The 17242-nt window shown below is 61.2% G+C and carries 16 protein-coding genes and 1 pseudogene; 12 read left to right on the forward strand and 5 right to left on the reverse strand.

The window, feature by feature from the left end; genetic code table 11:
- Positions 1–39: 39 nt before the first annotated feature.
- Positions 40–1444: pseudogene (locus QO005_RS03600) on the reverse strand (DEAD/DEAH box helicase); the annotation flags it as partial.
- Positions 1445–1867: 423 nt separating this feature from the next.
- Positions 1868–2173 carry a hypothetical protein gene (locus QO005_RS03605; RefSeq protein ID WP_307156620.1) on the reverse strand — a complete coding sequence of 102 codons (306 nt, stop codon included), beginning with the start codon at positions 2171–2173 and terminating at the stop codon, positions 1868–1870.
- Positions 2174–2371: 198 nt separating this feature from the next.
- Between QO005_RS03605 and QO005_RS03610 the strand changes: the two genes are divergently transcribed.
- Positions 2372–5074 (forward strand): PAS domain-containing protein, encoded by a 2703-nt coding sequence (locus tag QO005_RS03610; protein WP_307156621.1) that lies wholly within the window; start codon positions 2372–2374, stop codon positions 5072–5074.
- A 248-nt stretch (positions 5075–5322) separates the two neighbouring features.
- Here the strand turns inward: QO005_RS03610 and mnmC2 are convergent, their stop codons facing one another.
- On the reverse strand, positions 5323–6060 hold the full coding sequence (gene mnmC2, locus QO005_RS03615; RefSeq protein WP_307156622.1) for a tRNA (5-methylaminomethyl-2-thiouridine)(34)-methyltransferase MnmC2: 738 nt from the start codon (positions 6058–6060) through the stop codon (positions 5323–5325).
- Here mnmC2 and QO005_RS03620 point away from each other — a divergent pair.
- The 4 genes from QO005_RS03620 to QO005_RS03635 all read left to right on the forward strand — a co-directional run bounded on the left by QO005_RS03620 (position 6059) and on the right by QO005_RS03635 (position 11075).
- On the forward strand, positions 6059–7261 hold the full coding sequence (locus QO005_RS03620) for an NAD(P)/FAD-dependent oxidoreductase (RefSeq protein ID WP_307156623.1): 1203 nt from the start codon (positions 6059–6061) through the stop codon (positions 7259–7261). The two genes, mnmC2 and QO005_RS03620, sit on opposite strands and share 2 nt — an antisense overlap.
- 120 nt (positions 7262–7381) lie before the next feature.
- On the forward strand, positions 7382–8089 hold the full coding sequence (locus QO005_RS03625; protein ID WP_307156624.1) for a DUF1045 domain-containing protein: 708 nt from the start codon (positions 7382–7384) through the stop codon (positions 8087–8089).
- A gap of 92 nt (positions 8090–8181) precedes the next feature.
- Complete coding sequence (gene puuE / locus QO005_RS03630; RefSeq protein ID WP_307156625.1) at positions 8182–9102, forward strand: allantoinase PuuE; 921 nt, start codon at positions 8182–8184, stop codon at positions 9100–9102.
- Positions 9103–9326: 224 nt separating this feature from the next.
- A complete protein-coding gene (locus QO005_RS03635; protein WP_307156626.1) occupies positions 9327–11075 on the forward strand; it encodes a tetratricopeptide repeat protein in 1749 nt (582 codons plus the stop codon).
- A 39-nt stretch (positions 11076–11114) separates the two neighbouring features.
- On the opposite strand, the gene QO005_RS03640 is transcribed toward QO005_RS03635, so the two are convergent.
- Entirely contained in the window at positions 11115–12161 is a 1047-nt protein-coding gene (locus QO005_RS03640; RefSeq protein ID WP_307156627.1) for an NAD(P)-dependent alcohol dehydrogenase, read from the reverse strand.
- A 413-nt stretch (positions 12162–12574) separates the two neighbouring features.
- Here QO005_RS03640 and uraD point away from each other — a divergent pair, with 413 nt between their 5' ends.
- Positions 12575–13093 carry a 2-oxo-4-hydroxy-4-carboxy-5-ureidoimidazoline decarboxylase gene (gene uraD, locus QO005_RS03645; RefSeq protein ID WP_307156628.1) on the forward strand — a complete coding sequence of 173 codons (519 nt, stop codon included), beginning with the start codon at positions 12575–12577 and terminating at the stop codon, positions 13091–13093.
- A 58-nt stretch (positions 13094–13151) separates the two neighbouring features.
- Here the strand turns inward: uraD and QO005_RS03650 are convergent, their stop codons facing one another.
- Positions 13152–13331, reverse strand: a complete 180-nt coding sequence (locus tag QO005_RS03650) for a DUF2735 domain-containing protein (protein WP_307156629.1) — start codon at positions 13329–13331, stop codon at positions 13152–13154.
- A gap of 445 nt (positions 13332–13776) precedes the next feature.
- Between QO005_RS03650 and QO005_RS03655 the strand changes: the two genes are divergently transcribed.
- From QO005_RS03655 to QO005_RS03680, 6 genes are all read left to right on the forward strand, one after another.
- Complete coding sequence (locus QO005_RS03655) at positions 13777–14811, forward strand: glutamine synthetase beta-grasp domain-containing protein (protein ID WP_307156630.1); 1035 nt, start codon at positions 13777–13779, stop codon at positions 14809–14811.
- A gap of 174 nt (positions 14812–14985) precedes the next feature.
- On the forward strand, positions 14986–15276 hold the full coding sequence (locus tag QO005_RS03660; protein ID WP_307156631.1) for a nucleotidyltransferase family protein: 291 nt from the start codon (positions 14986–14988) through the stop codon (positions 15274–15276).
- Positions 15273–15644, forward strand: a complete 372-nt coding sequence (locus QO005_RS03665; RefSeq protein ID WP_307156632.1) for a HepT-like ribonuclease domain-containing protein — start codon at positions 15273–15275, stop codon at positions 15642–15644. Before QO005_RS03660 ends, QO005_RS03665 begins: the two co-directional genes overlap by 4 nt.
- Positions 15641–16141, forward strand: a complete 501-nt coding sequence (locus tag QO005_RS03670; RefSeq protein WP_307156633.1) for an ureidoglycolate lyase — start codon at positions 15641–15643, stop codon at positions 16139–16141. The genes QO005_RS03665 and QO005_RS03670 overlap by 4 nt, the downstream gene beginning before the upstream one ends.
- Positions 16138–16494: a hydroxyisourate hydrolase gene (gene uraH / locus QO005_RS03675; protein ID WP_307156634.1), complete on the forward strand. Its 357-nt coding sequence runs from the start codon at positions 16138–16140 to the stop codon at positions 16492–16494. The genes QO005_RS03670 and uraH overlap by 4 nt, the downstream gene beginning before the upstream one ends.
- A gap of 2 nt (positions 16495–16496) precedes the next feature.
- Complete coding sequence (locus QO005_RS03680) at positions 16497–17240, forward strand: metallophosphoesterase family protein (RefSeq protein ID WP_307156635.1); 744 nt, start codon at positions 16497–16499, stop codon at positions 17238–17240.
- Positions 17241–17242 lie beyond the last annotated feature (2 nt).

Genomic DNA, 17242 nt, shown 5'->3' on the forward strand with positions numbered 1-17242 from the left:
GAGCGTTTCCACTTTTCTCAGGACAATGCTTTAGCCGTCGCGGCGCTGGCCGCCACCGGCGCGAGCGCCGCCCTGGCTGGGGCGCTGGCGGCGGGGCCGGCGACCCTGGCGGTTCTGGTCGCCCTGTTCGCTCTTGGCGGGGCGGTGGTCGCGCTTCTGGCCGTCTTCCCGCTTGGCCTGCGGTGCGCGGCCATCCTTGCGCGCCTGCGGCTGCGCATGGTTGCGGTTATTGCCGCCACGGCGGTTGTTGCGGGTGGCGCTACGGTTCATGTCCGCATGCGGTTCGCCGCTTGCAACCGAGATCTCGATGCCCATCAGCCGCTCGATGTCGCGGAGCAGGCGGCCTTCCTCCGGCCCGCAAAACGCAATGGCGATGCCATCGCGCCCGGCGCGGGCGGTGCGGCCGATCCGGTGCACATAGGCATCCGGCACTTCCGGCAGATCATAGTTGAAGACATGGCTGACGGCGGGGATGTCGATGCCGCGGGCCGCGACGTCGGTGGCGATCAGCGTCTTGATCGAGCCGTCACGGAAGCCCTTGAGCGCCCGCTCGCGCTGGCCCTGGCTCTTGTTGCCGTGAATGGAGGCAACCGAGTGGCCGGTGAGGTCCAGATGCTTCATCAGCTTTTCCGCGCCGTGCTTGGTGCGCAGGAAGACGATGGCGCGGCCATCGGGATTGTCGGCCAGGGCCTGCTTCAAAAGCTCGGTCTTGTGGTTCTGGCCGTTGACGAAGTGCACATACTGCTCGACCTTGTCGGCAGCCTTGCCGGGCGGGCTGACTTCCACCTTCACCGGATTGCTGAGGAAGCTGCCGGCCAGATCGGCAATCGCCTTCGGCATGGTGGCCGAAAACAGCAGCGTCTGCCGCTTGGCGGGCACCATCTTGGCGATCTTGCGCAGGTCGTGGATAAAGCCGAGATCCAGCATCTGATCGGCTTCGTCCAGCACGAGATGGGTGACGGCTGAAAGCGACAATGCGTTGCGGGCGATGAGGTCCAGCAGGCGGCCGGGCGTGGCCACCAGAATGTCCGTGCCGCGCTCCAACTGGAACTGCTGCTTGTTGATGGATGCGCCGCCGACGACCTGATTGATCTTCAGCGGCTGCTTCTTCACGAAATTGCGCAGGTTGTCGCCGATCTGGTTCACCAGTTCGCGCGTGGGAGCGAGAATGAGCGCCCTTGTGGTGCGCGCCTCCGGGCGGCGATTGGCGGCCACCAGCATTTCGATGATCGGCAGGCCGAAGGCCGCCGTCTTGCCTGTGCCGGTCTGGGCAAGGCCGATCAGGTCGCGGCCTTCGAGCACCACCGGAATGGCCTTCTCCTGAATGGGCGTTGCCGTTGCGAAGCCAAGCTGGCTTACCGTGGCAACGATGGACTTGGAGAGACCAAGGGCGTGGAAATCAGTCAATTCATAAACCTTTCGGGGCGCCGGACGCGATCTCCACGCCGCCTTCTGGCGGACATGGTCGTTCCGGCGTCAAGAACCCCGCGTGAATTGGGAACTTGTCAGTTGAAATGGGCTTTCTGGCGCAGATGCCTGCGAAGAGCTTGTCTTAAGCGCCTTTATCCCCTTTCGCGTCACATCATACAAGACACGAGGGCGCGCTCACGCGGCGGCCAAGGGCTGAAAGCTGAGCGTCATTTGGCCTTTAAACATCAAAAAGTCAAGGCCCGCGCTGTGTCCAGGCGGGCCTTTTCTGAAATTAGCAATGTGTAACAGTCTGTTCAAGAATTGCTGCTGGCCTGGCGAAAATGGTGATTTCGAGAACCGGAACGGAGCGTACTTAACGTACGTGAGTACCGGAAGCGCAGAAATTGCCATTTGCAGACGGCCAGCGGCGATTATTGGACGGACTGTAAGTCCGGTATTATCGCGGGCAGACCTGTACACGGTAGGCATCGCCCCACTCATTGTGGCGCCATTCGAAATGGCAGGCGGGCACGTAAACCGGGCGGTAATAGCTGCGATAGACCACCGGCGGCGGGGGCGGCGGCGGCTCATAGGCATAGACCGGACGGTTTGCACCCGCGATCAGGGCGCCTCCGACGACACCGCCCAGCGCACCCGCTGCAACGCCGCCCCAGAAGTGATCCCGGGCGGCCGCGGGAGAAGCGGCAGCGGCAAGCGATACGGCGATAAGGCCCGCAATCATGCTTTTGCGAAATACGGACATGGCTTAAATCCTTTCCACATCTCTCTTGGAGATGAAGATCATGCTGATCCCGCAAAACGGCGGCTTGATGATATGACCATGGATTTTCGCGGGCATAATTAGGGCAAAAGTTTCGCAACAGGTGCTTTTGGTTACAGTTCAAAAGGGATTCCTGTAATAAGGGTGTTGTCCCTGATTCCATGGCCCCCGGGGGTATGTGTGGCGCTAAAAGGCGGATTGCTGAGAATTGCCTGCGACAAGATCGCAGGCCTTGGCGTGCCCGCCTTTATCAAGGACAGCGAACTGCGTTTCGTTGCCGTCAATGCCGCTTTCGCCTGCTATTGCGGGCTCGATGCCGCCGATCTTCACGGTCGCCGCCTCAGCGAGATCACCGGACGCCCGGAGGACGCCGCCTGCGAAGACATGGAGCGGCGTGTGCTGGTGTTCGGCACCGAGCAGATGGAACTGGTCTTTGCCGCCGACGACCAGCAGCGCTGCCGTGCGGATATCGAGCGTTTCGTGACCGAAGACGAGGCGCTTTACGTTTTCGGTGTGTTCCGGGACCGGCCTAAACCGTTGAGCAAGCCGCCTCAGCGGCGGGCAAAACCTGAAGCGTTGCGGGGTGACGATGCTCGCCTCGGACCGGAGGCGCGTATCCACCGCCTGGTGCTCGATGCCCTGTCGATCAGCGTGCTCTATCTCGACCGCGATCTGGTGATCCGCTATTTCAACCGGCGCGAGGCCGTGATGTCTGCGGCGCTGGGGGCCGAGCTCCGGGTCGGCATGAGCTATCGCGACATGGTGGCGATGATCCATGCCAGCGGTCATTATGGCGACCGCCCGCTGGAAGAGGTCTGTCAGGAGCGGATCAGCTCGCTGCTGGCCGATCTCCACAAACCGCAATTTCTCAAATTCTCCGATGGTCGCCAAATTCTGCTGCAGCGGCACCGGTTCGAGGACGGCGCGCTGCTGATCGTCTACAGCGATGTGACGGAGGCGCAGAAGCATGAGCGCGAAAGTGCGCTCTATCGCGCCGCCCTTGAAAACGTGCCGGAGCCGGTCTTTCTGCGCGATCGAGACCGCCGCCTGATTTTTGCCAATGCTGCCTTCGAGCAGATCCTGGGCGGCGAGCGCACGCGGTTTTATGGCCAGACCGAAGAAGAGATGTTTCCGCGCTCCGGTGAAAGGCTGCGGCTGGAAAATATCAAGGTGCTGCAGACCGGTGAGGCGATGGAGTGCGAGGAGCGTCTCGTCATGCCGACCGGTGAGGAGGTGCCGCTGCTGGTCAGCCGCAAGCGGCTGGACGGCGTGGAAGGCGGGCCTTTCATCGTCGGCACCTTTGCCGATGTCTCGCTTCTGAAAATCCGCGAGAGGGAATTGATCGAAGCCCGCCAGCAGGCGGAAGCCGCCGATCAGGCCAAATCCCGTTTCCTGAGAAGCATCAGCCATGAGATCCGTACCCCGATGAACGGCGTGCTGGGCATGGCCGAATTGCTCGGCGCCTCGCAACTCGATGCAAGGCAGCGCACCTTCGTGGATGTCATCGTCAAATCCGGACGGGCATTGATGACGGTGATCAACGATCTTCTGGAGTTTTCCGAGATTTCCGACGGGCAGATCGCCCTGACCGAAACGCTCTTCGATCCCCTGACGGCGGCCGAAGACGTGATGACCCTGATGGCGGGTGCGGCCAGCGACCGGCATATGGAACTGGTGCTGCGCGGTTGCGCACTTACCCATCATGTGGTCGGCGATGCGGGCCGGTTCCGGCAACTGCTGACCCTTTTGCTCCGCGATGCCATTGCCATGAGCGAGCAGGACTGCATCGTGCTGCGGCTGGGATGCCGCGAAACCGGCGAGGGCCGGGGCCAGCTTGAGGTTGCGGTGGAAAGCCCGGTGCTTGCGGAGACGGGTTTCAATCTCACCCAGGCCATGGTGACACGGCTGGTGGATCTCTTCGGCGGGAAGGTGGCCGTGGAAAACACCGCCCTTGGCCGCCGGATCGTGTCGCTGACACTGCCTTTCGCGCTGGCGGGCCTGCGCAGTCAGGCAAGCCTGCCGCATGCGCTCAAGGGCGCGCGGGTGCTGGTGCTGGCCGAGCGCCCGGCCCAGGGCGACGCCTTGACGGCCTCTCTCGGCCAATGGGGTTTCGATGCCGCAGCCGTTTCGGACATTGGGCTTGCCACGCATCTTCTCGAACACGCCATGGCGCTCGATGCGCCGGTCGATATCGTCCTTGTCGATATCGGCACGGAGGCGTCGGGCGCCTTGAACTGGTTGCGGCAGATGCGCGCCGATATCCGTTTTGCCGATCTGCCGGTGGTGGCCATCACCTTCCCGCAGCCGATGGGCCCGGACCTCCTCAACGGGGATGTGGCCGTTCAGGCGCAACTGGTCCGGCCCGTGCGCGAAGGGCTGCTGCGCAATGCGCTGGCCGATGTGCTGAGAGCCGAAAGGGTGCGGCTGCAAAAATGGCGTCCGCAGCAGACCGTCACGACGCCTTCCTTGTCCCGGCAGCAGGGCATCGACGTTCTGGTGGTGGAGCAGGGCGAGAGCGAGCGCCACTTTTTCGAACAGGTTCTGCGGCAGGCGCCGCTTACCTTCAGATCCTGCACGGATGCAGCGGCGGCGCTGGCCATCTGGCGCGCGCAGGAGCCCGCGCTCATTCTTCTGGACCTTTCCCTGCCGGACAAGGAGGGCTTTCACCTGTCCCGCATGATCCGGGACGAGGAGCGCAGTGACGCCTCACGGCTGCCCACCGCCATGATCGGCATGACCAGTGCGGCCTTCCTGCATGAGCGTCGCGACTGCCTTGCTGCCGGTATGGATGACATGGTGGTCAAGCCGCTCAGCCCCGAACAGCTGATCGACCTCGTCAGCCAGCGTGTCGGGCAGGACGAGGTCTGGAAGATTGTCGGGTAGGCCTGCTTATACTAAGAGTCATTGAAAATGACTCTTAGTATTCCCTTTTCGAATATCTCAAGCCCCTGATGCATTTGAGATATTCGAAATCTCTTCAAGGCGAGGATGCGTGAGCATCTTCGAGCCTTGGTATTATTGCATAATTCCTTAAATCGGAATCGATTGAAGGTAAAATTATGCAGCAGGTTTAAAGTGTTACAGCGTCCTTTGTGCGTTTGATAAAACGCACAAAGGACGCTGTAACTTTTTCAGTTGCGCACGCCGCAGAGCATTTCCCGCTTGCCCGCAAAGCCCTTGCGTCGCTCCACGCTAAAGCCTGCCGTGGCCAGATTGCGGCGCACGAAGCCTGCGGCGGCATAGGTGGCGAAGCGCCCGCCGGGGCGGGTATGGTCGAACACCGCCTGCATCAGCTCCGGTGACCACATGGCGCCATTGCGGGAAGGGGCAAATCCGTCGAGATACCAGGCATCGAAGATTAACGGGCTTGCTGTGACCCCCGGCAGAGCCTCGCCGCATATGACGGTCAGCCGGGTTGCAGCATCCAGATCGATCTCGACGCTTTTGCCGGTCTCAGGCCCTGCCGTAGACAGTGCCGCATCCCAGGCCGGAACCAGTGCCTGCCGTTCCGCATCCAGTTCCGGCCAGCGGGAGAGCGCCCGGTCGAGGTCGTTTGCCGCCATGGGGTAAAGCTCGAAGGACACGAAGTGCAGATGCCCGCTTTCTGGCCGGGTTGCTTTCCATTGTCGCCAGGTCTCGCAGGCATTCAGCCCGGTGCCGAAGCCAAGCTCGCCGATGCGGAAGGCGCCGCCCGCCTGCCAGCGCTCCGGCAGGCCGTTTCCGGTCAGAAACACATGGCCGCATTCCAGCCGCCCGTCGGTCTGGCAGTAAAAGTGATCGCCAAAAGCGGTGGAATAGGGCATATCGCCCTCGTGCCAGAGCAGGGTCTGGCCGTTTTCCGGTTCATGGTCAGGATGTGTCGCCGTCATGTTGTCATCCGATAGGACCCTCGACGCAGCGGGTCAATCGTCTTCCTCCACTTTGGCGTCCACTCCGCTTTTGATCGTGGGCGGCGGCATCATGGGCCTTTGGGCCGCCGTGCTGGCCGAGCGGGCAGGGCTCACCGTCACGCTGGTCGAGGCGGGCCCTATCGGTGGCGGCGCCAGCGGGGGCGTGCTCGGCGCGCTGATGGCGCATATGCCCGACCGCTGGAACGACAAGAAGCAGTTCCAGTTCGACGCGCTGATCACGCTGGAAGCAGAGATCGCCCGGCTGGAGGCGGAAACCGGCCTGAAAAGCGGCTATCGCCGCTCTGGACGCCTGATTCCTCTGCCAAAACCCCATCTCAAGAAGATTGCGCTCGGGCATCAGCGCGATGCCGCCCATGTCTGGCGGGAGGGTGAGCGGGTCTTCGAGTGGCGGGTGCTGGAGGCATCGCCCTTCGGTTCCGGCTGGCCGGACAGTGCTTTCACACAAGGCGGTCTGGTTTTCGATACGCTGGCGGCCCGGGTCTTTCCCCGCACCATGACGGCGCTGCTTCTGGCACGGCTCCGGCAATCGCCCAGGGTGCGGCTGATCGAGGGTGTGGCCGTTCGCGCCATCGAGACGTCCCGGCAAAGGGCACTGCTGGCTGATGGCCGCGACCTTGCCTTCGGTCATGCCATCCTGGCGGGCGGTGTCGAGACCTTTTCCTTACTGGAGCCGCTTCGGGCAGAGCCCGGCAGGCCGCTTGGCATGGGGGTGAAGGGGCAGGCGGCTTTGCTGGAGGCCAGCATCGATCCTGCTTTGCCGCTGCTTTATCTCGACGGACTCTATGTCGTGCCGCACGAAAACGGCCAGGTGGCGGTGGGCAGCACCAGCGAAAACCAGTTTGCAGACCCTTTTTCCACCGACGCGCAACTCGACCTCCTGATCGAACGCGCCCGGGCGCTGGTCCCGGCGCTGGCGAATGCGCCGGTCGCGGAGCGCTGGGCGGGACTGCGTCCGAAGGCCATTGACCGCGACCCGATGGTGGGGCCGCTGCCCGGCCATCCGGCGATCCTGGCGCTCACAGGCGGCTTCAAGGTGAGTTTCGGCATTGCCCACCGGCTGGCGGCAGCCGCGCTCGGGGCGGTGACGGGAGTGCCGCAGCCGCTGCCGGAGACCTTTACCCTGGCCCATCACCTTGATGTGAGTTCCCGCAAAAGGTGAAATTCCGCCGCGCCCCTTTCGTCATAGTGTCATGCGAATCGCCTAGGCTCCGGCCCATAAAAGCCATGTGATGAGCCAGTCAGGAACTGGCGCACAGGGCTGTCGGAAAGGGCATGACGCATGCGGTATTCGATTGCCTATACACCTTCTGCGCGTGACGGTCTGGCCGAGGCCGGGGCCAACTGGCTTGGCCGCAATTTCTTTTCCGGAGAGCCGGTCGAGCATCCTTTCCTGCCGGGGCTCGGCGCCCATGAGATTGCCTATCACACCGCCCTGCCGCGCCGGGAAGGGTTTCGCGCCTGCCTGAAAGCACCGTTTCGCCTGCGAGACGAAACCACGGAGGCCCAGCTTCTGCGCGCCCTGATGCATTTTGCCGGCACGATTGAACCGTTCACGTTGCCGCCTCTTGAAGTGGCCCGTTTCGGCGAGTTTCTGGGCCTCAGCCCCATTGTGCCCTCTGCCGAAATGGATCGGCTTGCGGCTCTGGTGCTGCAGGTTTTCGACGAATTTCGCGCGCCTCTCAGTGAAGACGAGATCGAGCGCATGGCGCCGGAGCGGCTGAGCGCGCCGCAATTTGCCAATCTCTACCGCTGGGGCGACCCGCATGTGCTCGACGAATTCCGCTTCTACCTGCCGCTGACCGGCCCGCTGGATGGGCGGGAGGCCGAGCGGCTGAAGGCGGTGGCGGAGGCCTTCTTCCGTCCGGCGCTGGAAAGGCCGCCGCATTTTTCCAACCTTGCCCTTCTGGTGGAGCGGGAGCCCGGCGCGCCATTCGTGGTGCATTCGCTGCATCCGATGGGGCGCGTATCTGCCCGCAAGATTGCTTAACATGACGCTGCGCCTCTCGCGGTGCAACATCCTCTCGACAAGGTTCCTGATGCGGCCTACCGTTGCCGAAAAGACCAAGAGGGTGATTTGCAATGACCGAGAAAACCTATCCGCGTGACCTCGTCGGCTATGGCCGCTCCGCGCCCGATCCGAAATGGCCGGGCGAGGCGCGGGTGGCGGTGCAGTTCGTCATCAATTACGAAGAGGGTGGCGAAAGCTGCATTCTCGACGGTGATCCGGCCTCCGAATGCCTGCTGTCGGAAATCGTCGGAGCGCAGCCCTGGCAGGGCCAGCGCAATCTCAATATGGAATCGATCTACGAATACGGTTCGCGCGCCGGTTTCTGGCGGCTGCACCGCATGTTCACCGGATTGAACGTGCCGGTGACCGTCTATGGCGTGACGCTGGCCATGGCGCGCAATCCCGAGGCCGTGGCCGCCATGAACGAGGCTGGCTGGGAAATTGCCTCCCACGGCTATCGCTGGCTGGAATACAAGGATTTTCCGGAGGAAATCGAACGCCAGCACATTCTGGAAGCGGTGCGGCTGCACACGCAGGTGGCGGGCGAGCGGCCCTATGGCATGTATCAGGGCAAGCCTTCCGACAATACGCTGCGGCTGGTGATGGAGGAGGGCGGCTTTCTCTACTCCTCGGACAATTATTCCGATGATCTGCCCTTCTGGGTGCCCGATCTTCAGGGCAAGCCCTTCCTGATCATTCCCTATACGCTGGAAACCAACGACATGCGGTTTGCCACGCCGCAGGGCTTCAATTCCGGCGATCAGTTCTTCACCTATCTCAAGGACGCCTTCGATACGCTCTATCAGGAAGGGCTGGAGGGCGCGCCGAAAATGATGTCCGTGGGCCTTCACTGCCGCCTCGTCGGGCGTCCGGGCCGCGCGGCGGCGCTGCGCCGGTTTCTGGACTATGTGCTGTCGCATGACAAGGTCTGGCTGCCGCGCCGCATCGATATCGCCCGGCACTGGCACGCGCATCACAAGCCGGATTGGTAAGAGGCCTTCTACAGCATAATTCCCTAAATCGGGACCGATTTAAGGATAAAGTTATGCAGCAGATAATAAGTGCTACAGCGCCGTGCGGCATCTATGGCGCGCGGCGCTGTAGTCAGCCTCGCACCAGCGGCGGGCCATAGTTGTCAATTAAAACTTTCTCTTGCCGAAAAGCCCCCGCCATGCAGCCAGCGCCTAAGCCTTCCCCCCTGTCTCTTCCCGAGCTCATGGCCCACCTTGCCGACAGGATCGAGGCGGGCGATGCGGCAGGCGCCATCGCGCTGTTGTCTGCCGAGCCGCATCTGGTGCGCCAGCACCCGCTGGCCTCCAACAGTTTCGGCTATTTGTTGCTGCAGGCGGAGCGCCCGGCCGAAGCGGTGGCGTGGTTCGAGGCGGCCCTGGCACTGAAGCCGGATTATGCCGCAGCCCTTGCCGGTCTCGGCATGGCCCATCTCGGCAAGGGTGACGGCCTGCGCGCTCTGCCCTGTTTTGAGAAGGCGGTGAAGCTCAATCCCGACGACGCCAGTTCCTGGTATCATCGCGGCGCGCTGCTGGCCGATCAGGGTCAGGCGGGGCTGGCCGATCTCAGTCTCGATCAGGCGCTGCGCCTCAATCCGGACTATCACCTTGCCATTTTGAAAAAGGGCCATCTGCTGGAAGCGGCGGGCCGCCTGAACGAGGCCGTGCAACTGGCCGTTCGCGCCTTGCAGCTTGCGCCGGAGGATGTCGGCTGCTGGACGCTGTTCGGCGATATCATGCAAAGGCTCGGCCAGCTCGATCAGGCCATCAACGCCTATGACCAGGGGCTTTCACTGGCGCCCGAGGATTTCTATTGCCTGTGCAACAAGGCCCAGGCGCTGGAAAAACAGGGTGCTGCCGAAGACGCCCTGGTGCTTGCCCGCCACGCGCTGGCCAAGCGGCCGGACAATGTCGATGCCCTGCTGCTCACCGGCAATCTGGAGCGCGACCACGGCGATGCGGATGCCGCCCGCCGCTGTTTCCTGAAGGCGGGCAGCCGGGGGGCGGCGCGCCAGTACCGCGCGCTTGGTGAAAGGCAGCCGCTCAAGGCGCTGATGCTCTTTGCACCCTTTGCCGGAAATACGCCCTATGAAGACCTGATCGAAGGGGCCGATTACGATGCCGATCTGATCATCGCCTTGCCGGAAGCCGTTTATGACAGCGCGGCGCTGGCCGAGGATGCCGATATCGTCGTCAATCTCGTCTCGGATATCGATCTTTCCGCCGATGTCCTGTCCTCGGTCGAGGTGCTGGCGGAAAGCTTCGGCAAGCCGATCGTCAACCATCCCGCCCGCATTCTCGGCACCGACCGCGCCTCGATTGCGACCCGTCTTCAGGGCATTGCCCATGCCGTGGTGCCGATGACCCGCCGTATCGAGGCTCAAGCTCTGACGGGCGAGGGCGCTGAGGCGGTGCCGCTGCCGGTCATCCTGCGTCATGCCGGAACCCATGGCGGCGAACTGATGGAGTATGTGGAGACGGCTGCAGCCGTGGCCGCCTTTGCCCAACAGGCGGGGGATGCTGCCCTCTACCTGACGGATTATGTCGATTACGCTTCGCAAGACGGCTATTTTCGCAAATATCGCTGGGTCTTCGTCGGCAATCGCATCCTGCCCTATCATCTGGCCATCGGTGACGGCTGGAAGGTGCATCACGCCTCCACCCGCATGAAGGATGAGGAATGGATGCGCCAGGAAGAGCATGATTTTCTCGAAAGCCCGGAGCGGTTTTTCACGCCACAGGCGATGGCCGCGCTGGACGAGATCCGCAGCCGTATCGGTCTCGATTACTTCGGCATCGATTGCGGGCTGGACCGCGAAGGCCGGGTGGTGGTGTTCGAGGTCAACGCTTCCATGCTCGTGCATGAGCGCAATTTCGGTTTCGAATACAAGAACCCCTATGTCCGCCGCATCAAGCAGGCTTTCGCAGAGATGCTGCGGGAAAAGGCACAATCGTAACCGAAGGCGCATCCCATTATCGGGATGCGCCTTTGCGTATCAGCCCTTCAGCGTCGCCATGTCGATGACGAAGCGGTAGCGCACATCGCTCTTCAGCACGCGCTCATAGGCGGCGTTGATGTCCTTGATGTCGATCTTTTCGATGTCGGCGGTGATATTGTGCTTGCCGCAGAAATCCAGCATGTCCTGGGTTTCCTTGATCGAGCCGATCATCGAGCCCGCCAGGCTGCGGCGGCCGGGGATGAGGGAAAAGGCATGCACGGGAACCGGATGTTCCGGCGCGCCCACCAGCACCATGGTGCCATCCACCTTCAGCAGGTTGAGATAGGCGTTCCAGTCGATCCCGGCGCTGACGGTGCAGACGATCAGGTCGAAGGTGTTGGCAAGCGTCTTGAAGGTTTCGGCATCGGAGGTGGCGTAGTAATCCTTGGCGCCATATTTCAGGCCGTCTTCCTTCTTGGAAAGCGACTGGCTGAGCACGGTGATATCCGCGCCCATGGCCGCGCCGATCTTCACGCCCATATGGCCAAGGCCGCCCATGCCGACGATGGCGACCTTCTTGCCGGGACCGGCCTTCCAGTGCGACAGCGGCGAGTAAAGCGTGATCCCGGCGCAGAGAAGCGGGGCTGCCTTGTCGAGCGGCAGATTGTCCGGAATGGACAGGACATAGCCTTCCTTCACCACGATGCTGTCGGAATAGCCGCCCTGGGTGAGCGTCTTTCCGTCGGCTTCATAGTCATTATAGGTCTGCACCAGACCCGGCAGATATTGCTCGCGGTCGACATCGCGCGTGGCGCAGTGAAGGCAGGAATCGACGAAGCAGCCGACGCCGACGCGGTCGCCGGGCTTGAACTTGGTGACCTTGGAGCCGACGGCGGTGACCACACCGGCAATTTCATGACCCGGCACCATCGGGAATTTCGAATTGCCCCATTCATTGCGGGCCTGATGGATATCGGAGTGGCAGACGCCGCAATAATGGATGTCGATGACGACATCGTCCTCCTTCGGCTCGCGGCGCTCGAAGCTGAAAGGTTCCAGCGGCTTGCTGGCATCGGTAGCGGCATAACCTCTTGCGATCGGCATGGGTAGATCCTCGGCTGCTGTGCGGGTGGAGGCGGGCGGTAATGCCCGCAGGGTCCGCGAGAGAAATGGATGGCTGCGCCTGGCGTCCCGAAAAGCAGGAGCCTAGTACACGGGTCTGCCGTCAATCGAGCGGTTTGTCTCACGAAGCAGACGCAGCGCATATAGGGCTGGATGAGCCTGCCACAAGGGTAAGAGGAAAAGGGCGAGGATCAAAAATATTGAACAAATGTAATGACATAACATCACATCCCGGGCGCATTCAGTCTCCTTCGCGGACAGGCTGGACAGTTCCGGAAAGGCATTCTACAGCGCCGTGCGCCATATATGGCGCACAAAGGTTCGCTGTAGCGCTTTAGATCTGGTGCATAATTCCTTAAATCGATTCCGATTTAAGGAATTATGCAGTAGAGATCATGCCGCAGTGTGTTGAAATGGGGTCGGCAGTGGAGCGTCAGGCATTTATCGATCAGTTCGGCGGCGTGTTCGAACATTCCCCCTTCATTGCCGAGCGCGCCTATGATGCCGGCTTCATCGATGAACCGTTGACGGCGGCTTCCGTGCATGACGGGCTGGCGGCTATTTTCCGCACGGCCAGCGACAGCGAACGCCTCGGTGTTTTGCGCGCCCATCCCGATCTTGCGGGCCGCTTGGCCATTGCCGGTGAACTGACGGAAGACAGCCGCAAGGAACAGGCGGGCGCGGGGCTGGATCGGCTGTCTGCTGAAGAGCATGCCCGCTTCACCGAACTGAATACCGCCTATACGGAAAAGTTCGGCTTTCCCTTCATTATCGCGGTCAAGGGCTTGGACCGGCAGGATATTTTGACCGCTTTCGAAACGCGGCTTCAAAATACCGCTGAGGCGGAGTTTTCAACCGCTTGCCAACAGGTGGAGAAGATCGCGCGCCTCAGGCTTGAGGCCATGCTGCCGTAGGCCTGAGCGCAACCTGGCTATTCGCCTTTATACCAAGGCTCGAAGATGGCAGTTCGTATTATTGCTTGCGGCTTTCATCCGCCTCACGGATGGCCTCTTCGTGATACCAGCTGCCGGAGCCGCTTTCGTAAATCACCGGCTGCGGCTTGGTTTCCACAAGGCCACGCCGGTTCCTGTCGATCCGGTGCAGCGGAAACTGGTAGATCTTTGCGGTTTCCCCGCTCAAGCTCGTCGTCATGCTCCTGCCTCCCATTCCTCTTCGGACCCCATCCACATTCGGGCTGGCCCGTGCTGCCTTAACGCGCGGCGGTTGCTGCTGGTTCAGGCGGTTTCCAAGTGTTTTTAGCATTTCTTCACAGGTTCTGCACATGAAAAGTGCATTTTGCTCAAAAATAAATCAGATTCTTTTCTGTGCGGTGCGCGTTTTGCAGGCATTTTTGAAGGTAAGCTTCGTTGTCTGCCTGCGGGACGATTGTCTTCTGTCTAATTTAGCGAAAAAATATTAATGAAATTCAGGGCTTCGTCTGCTTCTGGCGGTTCGAAGCGGTGTTTTTCTGGTTCTTCGCAGGGCCTAAATCGAGTTTGGCACGCTTCCTGCTTTAATCATCCCGACTCCCCGGCAAGCCGGAGGATCGTTCCTGGGTGCGTCCGATGGAAGGGCGCGGACTTATGAGAGATCGACAATGACGAAGTACAAGCTCGAGTACATCTGGTTGGATGGTTACAAGCCGGTTCCGAACCTGCGCGGCAAGACTCAGATCAAGGAATTCGCCGAATTCCCGACGCTGGAACAGCTGCCCCTGTGGGGCTTCGATGGCTCCTCCACCATGCAGGCCGAAGGCCACAGCTCTGACTGCGTGCTGAAGCCCGTTGCTGTTTATCCGGACCCGGCCCGCACCAACGGCGTTCTCGTGATGTGCGAAGTCATGATGCCCGATGGCGTCACCCCGCACTCCTCCAACAGCCGCGCGACCATCCTCGACGACGAAGATGCATGGTTCGGCTTTGAGCAGGAATACTTCTTCTACGAAAACGGCCGTCCGCTCGGCTTCCCCGAGCAGGGCTACCCGGCTCCGCAGGGCCCGTACTACACCGGCGTCGGCTACAAGAATGTCGGCTCCGTTGCCCGCGAAATCGTTGAAGAACATCTCGATCTCTGCCTCGCCGCCGGCATCAACCACGAAGGCATCAATGCCGAAGTGGCCAAGGGCCAGTGGGAATTCCAGGTGTTCTGCAAGGGCTCCAAGAAGGCTGCCGACCAGATCTGGATGGCACGCTACCTGCTGCTGCGTCTTTGCGAAAAGTATGGCATCGACGTCGAATTCCACTGCAAGCCGCTCGGCGACACCGACTGGAACGGCTCGGGCATGCACTGCAACTTCTCCACCAAGTACATGCGCGAAGTGGGCGGCAAGGAATATTTCGAAGCCCTCATGGCTGCCTTCGCCAAGAACTGGAAAGAGCACATCGACGTTTACGGCCCGGACAACCACCTGCGTCTGACCGGCAAGCACGAAACTGCTCCCTGGAACAAGTTCTCCTACGGCGTTGCTGACCGTGGCGCGTCCATCCGCGTTCCGCACTCCTTCGTCAACAATGGCTATCGCGGCTACCTCGAAGACCGCCGCCCGAACTCCCAGGGCTGCCCGTACCAGATCGCTTCGCGCGTTCTGGCCACGATCGCCGAAGTGCCCACGGCTGCTTCCGCCGCCGCCTGAGCCTGAATGGCGGGGTTTGCCTGGAAACAGGTTTTATGAAGGGCAAACCAAAGGAATAAGAAAGCGCCAGCGTCCGTCGCTGGCGCTTTTCTTTGTGAAGTGGGCAGATGGTGATAGGTTTTTGGATGCCCGGTTGATATGATTGCAACGTAAAACAGGAAGGGCTTCAAGGCGATGAGACCATCGGTGCGGCTTAGCGAAAATATTGGCGCGGTCGTCAACACGGTCAGACGTTACAATATCAGCAATCCGCGTGTCTTCGGGTCTGTTGCGCGGGGCGACGATGCCGATGAGAGCGATATCGACCTGTTGATCGATCCCGCGCCGTCGACCACGCTCTTCGATCTGGGCGGTCTGCAGGAGGAATTGCAGGAACTTCTGGGATGTCGTGTGGATCTGGTCACCCCAGCTGCACTCCCGCGTGAGCTTCGCGATAGAATTCTCAATGAGGCCAAGCCGTTATGAAGAAATCGGCACGGTTGCCGGATCATCTCAAGCGCATGATCTCTGCTGTCGATGAGACCCTCTCCTTCATCAGCCATATGACGGAAGAGGAGTTTCGTGCTGATTCCCGCACGCAAATGGCCGTGCCGATGGGTTTCGTGCTGCTTGGAGAGGAGGCGAGCCGCATTCAGCAGCGCTTTCCGGATTTTGTGCAGGATCATCCCGCAATTCCCTGGATGAAAATTCGCGGCATGCGAAATTTCATCGCCCATGAATATTATCAGCTGGATTTTGCCGTTGTCTGGCAGACCTTGCTGCATGAGATGCCGAAGCTTTCGGCCCAATTGAAAACAGTTCTTTCAGAGCCTGGATTTGGCAAGACACCATGACCGATACCCTTCCCATCCGCCCGCTGACGGCGGAGAGCTTCGCACCCTTTGGCGAGGTGATCGAAGCCGATCCCGCCCGTATGCGCCTGATCAACGGCGGCACCACCGAGCGGTTTCATGCGCTGGCAAGCCCTGAGATTGCGGGCGAGGGGGCGCGGGTCATCCTCAATATCTTTCGCGGCCAGCCGCGCCGTTTTCCCTATGCCGTCACCATGATGGAGCGGCATCCGCTCGGCAGCCAGAGTTTTACGCCGCTGTCCGGTCGCCCTTTTCTGCTGGCGGTTTCAACGGATGAGGATGGCCGTCCCGGCTGTCCGCAGGTGTTTCTGGCGGCCGCCCATCAGGGCGTGAATTACCGGCGCAATGTCTGGCATCATCCGCTGATGGCGATTGGGGAAACAAGCGATTTTCTGGTTGCGGATCGTGATGGACCGGGAAACAATCTCGAGGAATTCTTCTTCGATGAGCCCTTCCTGATTGCGGAGCCCAGCCTATGACCGGCCTGACCACCCATGTTCTCGATACCGCGCTCGGCAAACCGGCGGAAGGTCTGCGCATCCAGCTCATGCGCATGCAGGGCGAAGAGGCCGAACTGATCAAGACCGTCTTTACCAATGCCGATGGCCGGGTGGATGGCGGGCCGATCCTGGCGGGCGAAAGCTTTGCCGTCGGCCAATATGAATTGCTGTTTCATGCGGGGGATTATCTGAGAGCGCGCGGCTTTGCGCTGACGGAACCGCCTTTCCTCGATGTCATCCCCATCCGCTTCGGCATCAGCGATGTCACCGCCCATTATCATGTGCCGCTTCTGCTCTCGCCCTATGGCTATTCCACCTATCGGGGAAGCTGACCATGCGCTTTGCCGCCATCGCCGATATTCATGGCAATTGCCTTGCTCTGGAAGCGGTGCTGGCGGATATCGCCGCTCAGGGCATTGGCCATGATCATATCGTCAATTTGGGCGATTGTTTTTCCGGCCCGCTGGAGGCTGGCCGCACCGGCGATCTCTTGCTACTGCTCGATGCCGTGACCGTCCGGGGCAATCACGATCGCTATCTGATCGAGCAGGAGCGGGCCGCTATGCATGCGTCCGATGCCGCGGCCTATGACCAGCTCTCGCCCCGGCATCTGCAATGGCTGAAAGCACTGCCCGTGACCCGGATCTGGCGTGACACGGTGTTTCTCTGCCATGCCAATCCGAAGGTGGACGATGTCTACTGGCTGGAAAAAGTAAGCCCCGAAGGTAAGGTGCACCTTAATGACCGCGCCAGCATTGAGGCTTTGGCAGAGGGTATCGAACAGGAGCTGATCCTGTGCGGGCACTCGCATCTGCCACGGGCGGTGCGGCTTGCGGATGGGCGGTTGATCGTCAATCCGGGCAGTGTCGGCTGTCCGGCCTATGACGACGACCTGCCAGTCTATCATCGGGTGGAGGCGGGAACCCCGCTGGCATCCTATGCCATTCTCGAAAAGCAGGAGGGGAACTGGACCGTGACCTTCCGTCTGGTGCCCTATCGGCATCTTGATATGGCCCGGCTGGCGGCCAGCCGCAACAGGCCGGACTGGGCAAGCGGTCTGGAGTGCGGCTGGCTGTGAAA

Origin of the sequence: Allorhizobium paknamense (genome assembly GCF_030815125.1) — a bacterium.
GTDB lineage: Bacteria > Pseudomonadota > Alphaproteobacteria > Rhizobiales > Rhizobiaceae > Allorhizobium > Allorhizobium paknamense.

Excerpts from the sequence above, each read along its gene's own strand:
- QO005_RS03635 (WP_307156626.1), top strand. The coding sequence starts at position 9,327 with ATGGCCCACCTTGCCGACAGGATCGAGGCGGGCGATGCGGCAGGCGCC.
- uraH (WP_307156634.1), top strand. The coding sequence starts at position 16,138 with ATGACCGGCCTGACCACCCATGTTCTCGATACCGCGCTCGGCAAACCG.
- QO005_RS03655 (WP_307156630.1), top strand. The coding sequence starts at position 13,777 with ATGACGAAGTACAAGCTCGAGTACATCTGGTTGGATGGTTACAAGCCG.
- QO005_RS03650 (WP_307156629.1), bottom strand. The coding sequence starts at position 13,331 with ATGACGACGAGCTTGAGCGGGGAAACCGCAAAGATCTACCAGTTTCCG.
- QO005_RS03605 (WP_307156620.1), bottom strand. The coding sequence starts at position 2,173 with ATGTCCGTATTTCGCAAAAGCATGATTGCGGGCCTTATCGCCGTATCG.
- QO005_RS03660 (WP_307156631.1), top strand. The coding sequence starts at position 14,986 with ATGAGACCATCGGTGCGGCTTAGCGAAAATATTGGCGCGGTCGTCAAC.
- QO005_RS03640 (WP_307156627.1), bottom strand. The coding sequence starts at position 12,161 with ATGCCGATCGCAAGAGGTTATGCCGCTACCGATGCCAGCAAGCCGCTG.
- mnmC2 (WP_307156622.1), bottom strand. The coding sequence starts at position 6,060 with ATGACGGCGACACATCCTGACCATGAACCGGAAAACGGCCAGACCCTG.
- puuE (WP_307156625.1), top strand. The coding sequence starts at position 8,182 with ATGACCGAGAAAACCTATCCGCGTGACCTCGTCGGCTATGGCCGCTCC.
- QO005_RS03625 (WP_307156624.1), top strand. The coding sequence starts at position 7,382 with ATGCGGTATTCGATTGCCTATACACCTTCTGCGCGTGACGGTCTGGCC.
- uraD (WP_307156628.1), top strand. The coding sequence starts at position 12,575 with ATGCCGCAGTGTGTTGAAATGGGGTCGGCAGTGGAGCGTCAGGCATTT.
- QO005_RS03670 (WP_307156633.1), top strand. The coding sequence starts at position 15,641 with ATGACCGATACCCTTCCCATCCGCCCGCTGACGGCGGAGAGCTTCGCA.
- QO005_RS03620 (WP_307156623.1), top strand. The coding sequence starts at position 6,059 with ATGTTGTCATCCGATAGGACCCTCGACGCAGCGGGTCAATCGTCTTCC.
- QO005_RS03680 (WP_307156635.1), top strand. The coding sequence starts at position 16,497 with ATGCGCTTTGCCGCCATCGCCGATATTCATGGCAATTGCCTTGCTCTG.
- QO005_RS03665 (WP_307156632.1), top strand. The coding sequence starts at position 15,273 with ATGAAGAAATCGGCACGGTTGCCGGATCATCTCAAGCGCATGATCTCT.